This is a genomic window from Asinibacterium sp. OR53, assembly GCF_000515315.1.
Taxonomy (GTDB): Bacteria; Bacteroidota; Bacteroidia; order Chitinophagales; family Chitinophagaceae; genus Sediminibacterium.
In genome coordinates this window covers 2,435,777-2,448,505 of the sequence record NZ_KI911562.1, presented here as the reverse complement: position 1 = coordinate 2,448,505, position 12,729 = coordinate 2,435,777, and the positions used below count along the sequence as shown (strand labels likewise).

The 12,729-nt window shown below is 47.8% G+C and carries 9 protein-coding genes; 6 read left to right on the top strand and 3 right to left on the bottom strand.

Annotated elements, in window-relative coordinates; translation table 11 throughout:
• Positions 1-33 precede the first annotated feature (33 nt).
• The gene (locus tag SEDOR53_RS17770; protein ID WP_070415562.1) at positions 34-2,436 is read left to right on the top strand and encodes a transglycosylase domain-containing protein; all 2,403 of its coding nucleotides are present in this window, start codon (positions 34-36) and stop codon (positions 2,434-2,436) included.
• 16 nt (positions 2,437-2,452) lie between these two features.
• On the opposite strand, the gene porQ is transcribed toward SEDOR53_RS17770, so the two are convergent.
• On the bottom strand, positions 2,453-3,463 hold the full coding sequence (gene porQ / locus SEDOR53_RS0110910) for a type IX secretion system protein PorQ (RefSeq protein WP_026769756.1): 1,011 nt from the start codon (positions 3,461-3,463) through the stop codon (positions 2,453-2,455).
• A gap of 53 nt (positions 3,464-3,516) precedes the next feature.
• Positions 3,517-3,831 (bottom strand): hypothetical protein, encoded by a 315-nt coding sequence (locus tag SEDOR53_RS0110905; RefSeq protein ID WP_026769755.1) that lies wholly within the window; start codon positions 3,829-3,831, stop codon positions 3,517-3,519.
• 140 nt (positions 3,832-3,971) lie between these two features.
• Here SEDOR53_RS0110905 and SEDOR53_RS0110895 point away from each other — a divergent pair, with 140 nt between their 5' ends.
• Together SEDOR53_RS0110895 and SEDOR53_RS0110890 are read left to right on the top strand one after the other, a co-directional pair.
• A complete protein-coding gene (locus SEDOR53_RS0110895; RefSeq protein ID WP_026769754.1) occupies positions 3,972-4,715 on the top strand; it encodes an electron transfer flavoprotein subunit beta/FixA family protein in 744 nt (247 codons plus the stop codon).
• A 30-nt stretch (positions 4,716-4,745) separates the two neighbouring features.
• Positions 4,746-5,705, top strand: a complete 960-nt coding sequence (locus SEDOR53_RS0110890; protein WP_198018897.1) for an electron transfer flavoprotein subunit alpha/FixB family protein — start codon at positions 4,746-4,748, stop codon at positions 5,703-5,705.
• Here SEDOR53_RS0110890 and SEDOR53_RS0110885 read toward each other — a convergent pair.
• On the bottom strand, positions 5,700-6,488 hold the full coding sequence (locus SEDOR53_RS0110885; RefSeq protein ID WP_026769752.1) for an SDR family oxidoreductase: 789 nt from the start codon (positions 6,486-6,488) through the stop codon (positions 5,700-5,702). The genes SEDOR53_RS0110890 and SEDOR53_RS0110885 overlap by 6 nt on opposite strands.
• 90 nt (positions 6,489-6,578) lie before the next feature.
• Between SEDOR53_RS0110885 and SEDOR53_RS0110880 the strand changes: the two genes are divergently transcribed.
• The 3 genes from SEDOR53_RS0110880 (at position 6,579) to gltB (ending at position 12,700) form a co-directional block, all read left to right on the top strand.
• On the top strand, positions 6,579-7,166 hold the full coding sequence (locus SEDOR53_RS0110880) for a bifunctional nuclease family protein (protein ID WP_026769751.1): 588 nt from the start codon (positions 6,579-6,581) through the stop codon (positions 7,164-7,166).
• Entirely contained in the window at positions 7,166-7,996 is an 831-nt protein-coding gene (ispE, locus tag SEDOR53_RS0110875; protein ID WP_026769750.1) for a 4-(cytidine 5'-diphospho)-2-C-methyl-D-erythritol kinase, read from the top strand. The genes SEDOR53_RS0110880 and ispE overlap by 1 nt, the downstream gene beginning before the upstream one ends.
• 177 nt (positions 7,997-8,173) lie before the next feature.
• Complete coding sequence (gene gltB / locus SEDOR53_RS0110870; RefSeq protein ID WP_026769749.1) at positions 8,174-12,700, top strand: glutamate synthase large subunit; 4,527 nt, start codon at positions 8,174-8,176, stop codon at positions 12,698-12,700.
• The last annotated feature ends 29 nt before the right edge of the window (positions 12,701-12,729 follow it).

Below are 12,729 nucleotides of genomic sequence, written 5' to 3'. Positions count from 1 at the left end.
ACCATTGCGAAACAATCATAGAATAGATTTACCATGTCTAAACCGGTGAGAATTTTCTGGCGCATTTTTTTCTGGGGCTTTGCAGGCTTCATCCTGTTGTTGCTGATGATCAACTGGGGTTGGCTGGGGGCCATGCCCGACCTGGAAGATATCGAAAACCCAACAGCGTCGCTCGCGAGCCAGGTTTTTGCCCAGGACGGAACACCCATGGGTAAATATTATATTGAAGACCGGGTGAATGCAGATTACAAAGACATCAGCAAATACGTAATCAATGCATTGGTAGCCACCGAAGACAAACGCTTCTATGTTCACAGTGGTATCGACCCATGGTCGCTAGCCCGCGCTGTTGCCCACCTGGGTGGCGAAGGCGGTGCCAGCACCATTACCATGCAAACAGCTAAAAATCTTTTCACCGATAACTGGGATACCAGGAATTTCCTGTTGCGCATGCTCCAAAAAGTCAAAGAATCGATCATTGCTGTTAAGCTGGAAAGAAACTTCACCAAAGAAGAGATCGCAACACTCTATCTCAATACAGTAGCTTATGGCGATAATGTATATGGTATCCGGAATGCTTCGCGTACTTTCTTCCAGAAAGAGCCCGACCGTTTGAGTGTGGAAGAAGCCGCCGTACTGATAGGCATGTTGAACGCTCCCTCTTTATATAACCCTCGCCGCAATCCCAAGCAGGCGCTCGACAGGAGGAACCTGGTATTGAACCGCATGGTAAGCAGTAATTACCTGAGCGCCGAAGAAGCAGAAAAATTAAAGACAAAACCCATTGAACTCAATTACAAAAAACTCGACGAGAACAACGGGTTGGGCCCCTATTTCAGGATGGTGTTGGGTGAATACATGAAGACCTGGTGTAAAGAACACAAGAAAAACAATGGCGATAGCTACAATCTTTACCGTGATGGATTGAAGATTTATACCACCATCAATCCACGCATGCAATTGTATGCAGAAGAAGCAGTAGCGCGTCACATGAGTTATATGCAGAAGTTGCTGAACACGCAGGAGAACATCAAAAAGGGTTCTGTATGGAAAGGTTATGAGAATGTGCTGGAAGCAGCCATGAAGCAAAGCGACCGTTGGCGCAACTTCAAGAAAGATGGTATGGGTGATGATGAGATACGCAAAACTTTCTTCGTCAAAACGCCCATGCACATTTTTGCCTGGAATAACTCACGTGGTAAAGACACGGTGATGACACCCTATGATTCACTCAAATACCATCGGCAGATGTTGCAGGCGGGATTCATGGTAATGGAACCCGTTAGCGGAGAAGTAAGGGCCTGGGTGGGCGGCATCGATTTCAAAACTTTCAAATTCGATCATGCAAACCCAAACACCAGGCGTCAGGTTGGTTCTACCATGAAACCATTGTTGTATAGCCTTGCCATTGAAGAAGCAGGATTCACACCGAATACAACAGTATATGATGAACAGCAGAGTTTTGGTCAATATGGATTGGTGCCTGCCACCAGCAAATCCTGTAAAGGAGGAGCCATACCGATGGCCAATGCACTGGCCTTTTCGCGGAACTGCGCTTCGGCCTATATCATGAAGCAACTCGACAATGAAGGCAATAATGGCGCAAGACGTTTTGTTGATTTCCTCAAAAAATGCGATCTCAAAACCAAGATAGAGCCCTACCCTTCCATTGCCCTGGGCGCCTGTGAAATCTCTTTGTATGAAATGATGCAGGCTTACAGCATGTTCCCCGGCAGGGGGTTCAACGTAAAGCCCATGTATATTACCCGCATCGAAGACCGGAACGGGAATGTGCTGGCCACTTTTATTCCCCAGCGAAAAGAGGTGATCAGCGATGTAACGGCTTATTCCATTATCAAAATGATGGAAGGAACAATGACCATTGGTACCGGTCGCGGTATCTGGCAATACGATTTACCCAGTATGGAAGTGGCCGGCAAAACAGGCACCACGAATGAAAACAGCGATGCATGGTTCATGGGGTACACACCTCAACTGATGGCCGGCGCATGGGTTGGTTGTGATGACCGGTTCATCCATTTTGATAAAGACAACCTGAACGGACAAGGTAGCCGTGCTGCAATGCCCATCTGGGCCTATTTCTACAGCAAAGCTGCCAAAGACCCTAATTGCGGACTGGATCCAAAACAGACCTTTGTGAAACCGGATGTAATGAGCAATGATCTCATCATCGATTACATAAATGGCAATACGCCGGTACTGGGTGGAGAAGGAGAAGACATGGGTACCGGTCAATCGAAAGATTATGAAGTACCCAAAAACATCAAACCGGAAGACATAGCGCCGGAATCACAGATCAAACTGGACGACAACAATAACAAATCCAAAACGCCGGTTAAACCCATCAATCCACCTCCTTCCGCTAATAAACCCGGACAAGATCCCAAAGCGGTTATGCCGAAGAAAAATCAGTGATTAAATAAGTGAACGACTATAGTGTGATGGAAAAGTGATGGAACAAACTTTGTTGATAGAAGCCTGTTGCATAATGCACATGCAATTTTTTCAACAACAAGCTGGCACCGAAGCTGAAGCCATTGAATCCGCTCGTAAAATTGTACGCATTTAAATCATATCCGCGCTGAAAATTATAACCTGCCTGGATGGTGCATTTTTCGCTGAGGTATAATTGCGTACCCAACACGATATGCGAAAATATTTTTTGCATCACCGGACTGTTCTTGTAATTGATATCACCTTCCGAAGCACGGAAACTGGTATCGTTATAGTAAATATTGAACCGGTGTAAATGATGTAAAGTGAGTGAGAACTGAAAAGGCGCATGGGCCAGGCGTTTGGATATGCCCGCTTCCACATCAAAAGGCAATTCTTCTTTCCTCGCGCTGCCATCATAGGTATTGAGTTGTGTTCCCATGTTTTTGGCTACCAGGCTGGCCTGCCATTGACCTTCTTCGTCGTAATAAGCAATTCCTGCGTCAACGGCCAGTCCGGATGAACGATACATACCATATCCGGAATGCATGAATTTCAGACTCATCCCATACCACCATCTTTCTTTATACGGCTGAGAGATCATGGCCTGCACCACATAATCGCGCGGCGAAAAACTACCCCACACATTGCCGGAAGCATCGGTCTGTGGCATGGTTCCGTAGTTGAAATAGTTCACGCCTACCCCAACGGTTGTTTGTTCATTGCGCAGGTGCATTGCAGAAGTGAGACTGTAATTACTGATGCCTGCCAAAAAAGCATTGAACGAAAGATCCGTTTTCAAATGCATATCAGGACGCAACAGGGCTGGGTTCTGAAATGCTGTACCTACATCCTGACCAATAGCAGATACATTCACACCACCCAGTGCAGATAAGGTTGCCGTATTGGGTTGTTGCAGGAACTGAAAAACGGCATTGCCTCCGAGGGTCTGCGCTTTTCCCGGATGAGCAAAAAAAATCAGGATAACAATAGGGCAATAACGATGCATGAACAGGTTTCTATTCCAAATCTAAGTAAGAAAACAAAGCGGCGCCAGTTACATCAATAAACCAGGTCCTCATAAGCTGCCTGCAATTCGTTGTAAGCGTGCTGATCGCCCGCTTGTTTAGCTGCTTGCATGCCTTTCTCGTACCATTCGATGGCCAGTTGCTTTTCCTGCATCTTTTCGAGCAGTTTGGCCAGGTGATAATAAGAACCAATATAATCGGGCGATTGGGTAAGGATGGTTTCAAATAAAATGCGGGCTTCCTGGTCCTGCTCCTGCTTGATGTATTCCAGGGCCAGCGCATGGCGGAGGAAATTATCCTGTGGGTTGGCTTTCAGGAATTCCCTGAGCTTGGAAATGCGGTCTGTCATCCCGTAAAGTTAGGCCGGCCAATAAAGTTTTTGCAGATTAAATTTTATCCCAACCTTTGCCGCGTTGAAATCCTCCTTATATTTGTCAATAGTTGCATAAACAACCATTAATTCCGGGATGAATTAAATCTGCATTGATTATGAAAATTTTAGTGTGCGTAAGCAAAACACCGGATACCACTTCCAAGATTGCCTTCTCCGACGGCAATACCAAATTTGATGAAGCCGGTGTGCAATGGATCATCAATCCGTATGACGAGTGGTATGCCCTCGTAAGAGCTATTGAACTGAAAGAAAAAGATCCTTCCGCAGTACTGCACCTCGTAACTGTGGGTGGCGCCGATACAGAGCCCATCATCCGCAAGGCGCTGGCACTGGGCGGCGATGAAGCCATTCGTGTCAATGCCAGCAGCAGCGACAGCTATTACATCGCCTCTCAAATAGCAGCAGTGATCAAAGATGGTGGTTACGATCTCATTTTAACCGGAAAGGAAACCATTGATTACAACGGATCTTCCATTGGCGGCATGGTCGCTGAACTGATCGATGTACCTTATCTCTCGCTGGCTACCCAATTCAACCTCGAAGGAACCACCGCTACCATTACACGTGAGATAGAAGGTGGTGAAGAAGTGGCCGAAGTAACATTACCCGTAGTAGTAAGTTGCCAGAAAGGAGTAGCGGAACAACGCATTCCCAATATGCGCGGCATCATGGCAGCCAGGACCAAGCCTTTGAAAGTAGTGGAACCTGTAGCAGCAGATACGCTTACCGCTATTACTGGTTTTGAATTACCACCAGCAAAAGCGGGAGTGAAACTGGTAAGTCCGGATAATGTAGCCGAACTGGTACGTCTCCTGCACGAAGAAGCCAAAGTGATCTAAATCTTTCAACAAAAACGAAGCACACACATCATGGTACTGATATATATAGATCAAAGCGAAGGTCATATCAAAAAAGCTTCTTTCGAAGCCATGAGCTATGGCGCCAAAGTAGCTGAACAACTGGGTACTGTTGCCGAAGGCCTGGTACTGGGTCAGGTAAACGATGACCTGGCTGCACTGGGAAAATACGGGATCAAAAAAGTGCACCAGGTAAACAATGATACATTGAACCACCTCGATGCGCAGGTATATGCCAAAGTCATTGCAGAAGCCGTAACTGCAACAAACGCCAATGTGGTGATCTTTTCGCATAACCAAACGGGCAAAGCCGTATCATCGAGGGTAGCGGCGCGTTTGAAAGCAGGTATTGTTACCGGCGCTTCTTCCCTGCCCGATACCTCGAACGGATTTGTGGTTCGCAAAACCGTTTTCTCCGGAAAGGCTTTTGCGCATGTGAATATTCTTTCTCCTATCAAGGTTATTTCGCTGAGTCCGAACAGCTATACTACTACCGTTGGAGCAGGTGTTGCTGAAGTGAACCAACTGAACATTGCAGTAGATGCTCCTAAAGTAAAAGTAACTGCGGTCAATAAAGTAACGGGTGAAATCCCTTTAACAGAAGCCGACATTGTAGTAAGCGGCGGACGCGGCATGAAGGGTCCTGAAAACTGGGGCATCTTGTTAGACCTGGCCAAAGAACTGGGAGCAGCAACCGCTTGTAGCCGTCCGGTTGGAGATGCACACTGGAGACCACATCATGAGCACGTAGGACAAACCGGTATCCAGATAGCACCCAATCTATACATTGCGCTGGGTATTTCCGGAGCCATACAGCACCTGGCAGGTGTGAACAGGAGTAAAGTGATCGTAGTGATCAACAAAGATCCTGAAGCGCCTTTCTTCAAAGCGGCTGATTACGGTATTGTAGGTGATCTGTTTGAAGTGGTGCCCAAACTCACCGAAGAGATCCGCAAAATGAAAGCATCATAATCCACTCAGTTTGCCGCCATCTACCGGCAGATTGATACCATTGATATAAGCGGCTGCCGGAGAACATAAAAAAGCTACGGCAGCCGCCAGTTCTTCCGGCTCTCCCAAACGGCCCGCAGGAATTTGTGCAACTGCTTGCTGCATGATCATATCTGCTGTACTATTTGCGGAGGCAGCCTGCTTTTCAAATAAATAATCCAATCTGTCGGTACGCGTAGAGCCCGGCAATACATTGTTCACCGTGATCCCGAATGCTCCCAATTCATTCGCCAGTGTTTTGGCCCAATTGGCCACTGCGGCGCGAACCGTATTGGAGATACCCAATCCGCCGATGGGTTGTTTCACCGAAGTCGAAGTGATGTTCACGATCCGGCCATAACCAGCTTCTTTCATACCAGGAACCAATAGTTGTACAAGTGTATGCGCAGCGCTGAGTTGTGAACGGAACGCAGTTTCCAGTTCATCTGCACTTGTATTCAATAACGGGCCTGCTGGCGGTCCGCCGGTATTATTTACCAAAATATGTACTTGCTTTGTTTTAGTAAGCAAGGATGCTATTTGTGCAGCCAGCTGATCGGGATGTGCAGTATCTGCCACTATATAGCTGTGTTGTTGCCGAAGCGAAATATCGAGTGACTGTACAACCCGCCTGAGTTTTTCTTCATTCCTGGCGAGTACCACCACATGCGCACCCAGCAATGCCAGCTCGGCTGCTACGGCTGCTCCCAATCCTTGCGAGGCGCCGCAGACCAGGGCAGTTTTATTGGTAAGATCGAGGTTCATGCTGCAAATTACGATATGGTGTTAAGATATGGGCAGCTATAGGTTTCCGGCATCCAGTATTAAACAAATTAAGTTATTTTCGTGTCAGCTATGAAAAAGATAGAATTGGAGATAGTGGCCCTTTCCCACAGCATTACGCAAACCCATTCTTATGCAGTGGTATTGGGCGAGATCAGTGGATTGCGCAGGCTGCCCATCGTCATCGGTGGTTTTGAAGCCCAGGCAATTGCAGTGGCATTGGAACACATGCAACCCAGCCGCCCCCTTACACACGATTTGATGAAGAATTTCATGAATGCTTTCAATGTGGAATTACAGGAGATCATCATCAGCGACCTACAGGAAGGCATTTTTTATTCGAAGCTTGTTTGTTATACCGAACACGATACCATTGAGATCGACAGCCGTACCAGCGATGCGCTGGCATTGGCCGTTCGTTTTGGTTGCCCTATCTATACCTACGAACACATCCTCGAGAACGCCGGTATCCTGATGGAGGAAAATCCCGAAAAAAAACCCAAAGGAGAATCGGTAGGTTCCGAAGCAGCCAGCGGCAGCCGGGAAGACCTCAGTTCCATGCCCCTCGAAGATTTGCAAAACCTGCTCAATGAAGTATTGGAACACGAAGATTATATCCGCGCTATAGCCATCCGGGATGAGATCAATAAAAGAAAATAATGGTTCTTTTTCCCAACTGTAAGATCAACCTGGGGCTCAACATCATTGAGAAAAGAAAAGATGGTTACCACAATCTGGAAACCGTATTTTATCCCGTTGCATGGAATGATGCGCTGGAATTAGTGACCTCTCCGGAAACCCCTCACCCCAATATACAGTTCAACGCCACTGGCCTGCCCATCGCAGGCGATCCGGATTCCAATCTATGCATCAAAGCTTATCAACTGCTGACAAAAGATTTTCCGCAACTGCCTGCTGTGCGTGTACATCTCCATAAAGCCATCCCTATGGGAGCCGGTTTGGGCGGAGGCAGCTCCAATGGGGCTTTCCTATTGAAAATGCTCAACGAAAAACTGTCGCTCGGTCTTGATACCCCACAATTGATGGATTACGCGCTGCAACTGGGAAGCGATTGTCCTTTTTTCATCCGCAATACACCCTGCATTGCAACCGGACGAGGCGAGGATATGCAACCGTTGGCGTTGGACCTGAGTGCTTACCGCATGGTATTGATCAATCCGGCCATTCATGTATCTACTGCCTGGGCTTTCGCACAACTGAAGCCACAACCTGCGGCTATACCGGTATCCGAAGCCATCCGAAAACCCATTGAGCAATGGAAGGATATCCTCTTGAACGATTTTGAAGCGCCCGTTATCAAACAATTCCCTGAAATCGGACAAATCAAAGAACAACTCTACCAAAGCGGCGCCCTTTACGCTTCCATGACAGGGAGCGGCAGTACCCTTTTTGGCATTTTTCCAGCCAACCGGCATCTTGAACCTTCCATTGAACAACATCACAGTATAAAAGAAATTTCCCCGCTTTAAGAACAATTGTTAGTTTTTTGAATAGAAATTATTCAACAATTTGCCAATTTTATTAAATATTATACACTTCTTTCAAAATTTATTAGAAATGCTGGATAATATTTAGCAATTCTTTTGTAATTTACCAACCGATTCGGTTGCTTGCCATATTATTCCTGATCCTTAATTCGATTGTACATGCTTGTTTCAGCAAACAGCCAGGGACTTTATAGCCCTACCTTTGAGCACGATGCCTGTGGTATTGGTTTTGTAGCGAACATTAAAGGCCGCAAATCCCACCAGCATATTTCAGATGCTTTGACCGTACTGGAAAACATGGAGCACCGCGGTGCCTGTGGTTGCGAGAGCAATACGGGCGACGGCGCTGGTATCATGATCCAGGTTCCACATGAATTTTTTTTCGATGAATGCTTAAAACTGGGCGTTCACCTGCCTGCTTTTGGCAAGTATGGTGTGGGCGTTATTTTCTTTCCGCAAGACCTGCAGCTTCGTGAAGAGTGCCGCGATATTTTCAATCGCGCAGCAGAGAAACTCGGACTCGAAATCCTTACCTACCGCAAGGTTCCGGTGAACCAGAAAGACATTGGCAGCTCTGCCCTTTCTGTTGAACCGGTAATGGAACAAGTATTCATTGCTTGTCCGCACAACATCATCAACCCCGATGATTTTGAACGCAAATTGTTTGTGCTGCGTAATTATGCAAGCCATACCATCTTCAATACAGTCAGAAAAGACGAGATCGGTTTCTACCTGGCATCACTTTCTCATAAAACGATCGTTTACAAAGGCCAGCTCACCAGCACACAGGTGCGCGGTTATTTCCCCGACCTGAGCGACAAACGCGTGGTATCTGCTTTTGGCCTGGTTCACTCCCGTTTTGCCACCAACACTTTTCCTTCCTGGAAACTGGCGCAACCCTTCCGTTACATCGCACACAACGGAGAGATCAATACATTGCAGGGCAACCTCAACTGGCTTCGCGCGAGTGAGAAAGGATTCACCAGCCCTTATTTCTCGCAGGAAGAAATGGATATGTTGTTGCCCATCGTAACGGGCGGACAATCAGATTCAGCCTGTCTCGACAACATGATCGAATTGCTCACCCTCACCGGCCGCTCATTACCACATGTAATGATGATGCTCATACCCGAAGCATGGGATGGCAACGACCAGATGGACCCGGTGAAAAAAGCATTCTATGAATACCATGCCTGCATGATGGAACCCTGGGATGGACCTGCTTCCATTTCATTCACCGATGGCAAGACCATCGGCGCCACGCTCGACAGGAACGGCTTGCGTCCTTCGCGCTATTGCGTTACATCGGACGACAGGGTGATCATGGCTTCTGAAACAGGCGTGTTGCCGGTAGATCCTTCCATCATCATAGAAAAAGGACGCCTGCAGCCCGGCCGTATGTTCCTGGTAGACATGGAACAGGGCCGCATCATCAGCGATGAAGAATTGAAACAGACCATCTGCTCGCAAAAGCCTTATGCAGAATGGCTCAACAAATACAAAATACGTTTGGAAGAACTGCCCGAGCCAAGGGTGATGTTCACACACCTCGAGCACGACCAGATATTTAAATACCATAAAGCATTCGGTTATTCTACCGAAGACCTCGATACCATCATTGCACCTATGTGCATCGACGGTAAAGAACCCATTGGCTCAATGGGAACCGATACGCCGCTGGCAGTACTGAGCGATCAACCGCAACACCTGAGCAGTTATTTCAAACAATTGTTTGCACAGGTAACCAACCCGCCCATCGACCCCATCCGTGAAAAGATGGTAATGTCGCTGGCCACTTTCGCAGGAAGTACCGGAAGCCTGCTGAATGAAGATCCATTGGCTTGTCACAGTGTGGAACTCAAACAACCCATACTCAACAACCACGAACTCGAAAAGATCAGGAGTATCGATACAGGTATCTTCCAGGCAAAGACCCTGCAAACTTATTTCAGGGCCGATGGCAAGCCGGGATCGCTGAAAGCGGGACTTGACCGTCTCTGCCGTTATGCAGTGGATGCAGTGGAAGATGGTTTTGAAGTGATTATCCTTACCGACAGGGCCATCGATTCTGACCACGCACCTATTCCTTCCTTACTGGCTACTGCCGCTGTGCATCACCACCTCATCAGAAAAGGTTACCGCACACAGGTTGGTATTATAGTAGAAGCAGGCGATGTATGGGAAGTACACCATTTCGCTTGCCTCATTGGATTCGGCGCCACAGCCATCAATCCATACCTCGCGCTTTCTTCTATCCGCGATATGAAATTGAATGGCCAGTTGGATACGGAACTGGATGTAGAACACCTCAAAAAGAACTACATCAAAGCAGTGAACGAAGGATTACTGAAAGTGTTTTCTAAAATGGGTATTTCCACGCTGCAATCTTACCAGGGCGCGCAGATATTCGAGATCATCGGTCTCAATAAAAAAGTGGTGGACACTTATTTCAGCGGCGCCACTTCACGCATAGAAGGCATGGGACTCGATGAAATTGCAAAAGAAACACTGGCCAAACATCAATTCGCTTTCAGCAAGACCGACAGCGCTGTAAACCGGTTGTCTGTTGGTGGTGTGTACCAGTGGAAACGCAAGGGAGAGTTTCACCTGTTCAATCCGCAGACGATACACCTCTTGCAGTATGCAACCAAGATGAACGATTACAATACGTTCAAAAAATATTCCAAGCTGGTGAACGACCAGGGCGAGAAAGCCTGCACGTTGCGCAGCCAGTTCCGTTTCAGGCGTAACCGTCCTTCTATTTCGATTGAAGAAGTAGAACCGGCAGAAAACATTTACAAACGTTTCGCAACGGGCGCTATGTCATTCGGTTCTATCTCCTGGGAAGCACATACCACGCTGGCCATTGCCATGAACCGTTTAGGCGGCAAAAGCAATACCGGTGAGGGTGGAGAAGATGATATCCGTTACCAGCAACTGGCCAACGGCGACTCTATGCGTTCTGCGATCAAGCAGGTGGCATCGGCCAGGTTTGGTGTAACCAGTTACTACCTTACCGAGGCAGATGAATTGCAGATCAAAATGGCGCAGGGTGCGAAGCCGGGTGAAGGCGGACAGTTACCTGGTCATAAAGTAGACGATTGGATCGGCAGAACAAGGCATGCAACACCGGGTGTGGGATTGATCTCTCCCCCGCCGCACCACGATATTTATTCTATTGAAGACCTGGCACAGTTGATCTTCGACCTGAAAAATTCCAACCGTGCAGCACGCATCAATGTGAAGCTGGTATCCAAAGCCGGCGTTGGTACCATTGCGGCAGGCGTAGCCAAAGCAAAGGCCGATGTGGTATTGATCTCCGGTTTCGACGGCGGTACCGGCGCCTCTCCCATCAGTTCTATCAAACATGCGGGACTGCCCTGGGAATTAGGACTGGCCGAAACACACCAGACATTGGTGAAAAATAAATTGCGCAGCAGGATCGTAGTGCAGGCAGACGGACAAATGAAAACCGGTCGCGATATTGCGATCGCCGCTTTGCTCGGCGCTGAAGAATGGGGCGTGGCCACTGCCGCATTGGTGGTGGAAGGATGTATCATGATGCGCAAGTGCCACATGAATACCTGTCCCGTTGGCGTAGCCACACAAGACGCCGAACTGCGTAAGCGCTTCACCGGCGATCCCGATCATGTGGTAAACTTCTTCAGATTCATCACACAGGAATTGAGGGAGCTCATGGCTGAACTGGGTTACAGGACTGTGAATGAAATGATCGGCCAGGTAGATGACCTCGAAGTAAGGGATGATATCAAACACTGGAAATACAGCAAACTGGATCTTTCTCCTGTTCTCTACAAAGAACCTACTTCTTTGTACACCGGATTGTATCAGCAGGAAGCACAGGATCATGGTTTAACCGAAGTGCTCGACTGGAAACTACTCAAAGCGGCCAAGCCAGCCATAGACAACGGACAAACAGTGGTAGCTTCTTTCCCTATTAAGAATACAGACCGTACGGCCGGTACCATTCTTTCGAACGAGATCACCAAAAAATACAAGGCAGAAGGTTTGCCGGATGATACCATCCATTTCAACTTCACCGGTACAGCCGGACAAAGTTTCGGCGCCTTCAATACCAAAGGGGTGACCCTCGAGTTGGAAGGCGATGCGAACGACTATTTCGGTAAAGGGCTGAGTGGAGCGAGACTGGTGGTGTATCCGCATAAGAGCGCTTCATTCGTACCGGAAGAAAACATCATCATTGGTAATGTTGCCTTCTACGGCGCTACATCAGGTGAAGCTTTCATCCGCGGAAAAGCGGGAGAACGTTTTGCCGTAAGGAATTCCGGCGCCAATGTGGTGGTGGAAGGTGTGGGTGACCACGGTTGTGAATACATGACGGGCGGACATGCTGTTATCCTGGGTAATACAGGCCGCAATTTTGCAGCGGGCATGAGTGGCGGTATTGCTTACGTATACGATGTACAGGGCAATTTTGCCGAACTCTGCAACAAGGAGATGGTAGACCTCGATCCGGTAAGCATCAACGATATCGGCTTCCTCAACGACATGATCACCAGGCATTATGCGCATACGGGCAGTACCGTGGCGCGATTCATCCTGGATGATTTTGAAAACCAGTTGAAGAATTTCATCAAGGTATTCCCCAGAGATTACAAGAAAGCGCTGCAACTGAAACAGGAAACAGCCACACAACAACTTTAAGAACCTTGTCGCAATACCCGTAAGGGTTG

What these genes read in the sequence shown, in the direction of transcription:
- SEDOR53_RS17770 (WP_070415562.1), top strand. Translation starts at nt 34, where the DNA reads ATGTCTAAACCGGTGAGAATTTTCTGGCGCATTTTTTTCTGGGGCTTT.
- porQ (WP_026769756.1), bottom strand. Translation starts at nt 3,463, where the DNA reads ATGCATCGTTATTGCCCTATTGTTATCCTGATTTTTTTTGCTCATCCG.
- SEDOR53_RS0110905 (WP_026769755.1), bottom strand. Translation starts at nt 3,831, where the DNA reads ATGACAGACCGCATTTCCAAGCTCAGGGAATTCCTGAAAGCCAACCCA.
- SEDOR53_RS0110895 (WP_026769754.1), top strand. Translation starts at nt 3,972, where the DNA reads ATGAAAATTTTAGTGTGCGTAAGCAAAACACCGGATACCACTTCCAAG.
- SEDOR53_RS0110890 (WP_198018897.1), top strand. Translation starts at nt 4,746, where the DNA reads ATGGTACTGATATATATAGATCAAAGCGAAGGTCATATCAAAAAAGCT.
- SEDOR53_RS0110885 (WP_026769752.1), bottom strand. Translation starts at nt 6,488, where the DNA reads ATGAACCTCGATCTTACCAATAAAACTGCCCTGGTCTGCGGCGCCTCG.
- SEDOR53_RS0110880 (WP_026769751.1), top strand. Translation starts at nt 6,579, where the DNA reads ATGAAAAAGATAGAATTGGAGATAGTGGCCCTTTCCCACAGCATTACG.
- ispE (WP_026769750.1), top strand. Translation starts at nt 7,166, where the DNA reads ATGGTTCTTTTTCCCAACTGTAAGATCAACCTGGGGCTCAACATCATT.
- gltB (WP_026769749.1), top strand. Translation starts at nt 8,174, where the DNA reads ATGCTTGTTTCAGCAAACAGCCAGGGACTTTATAGCCCTACCTTTGAG.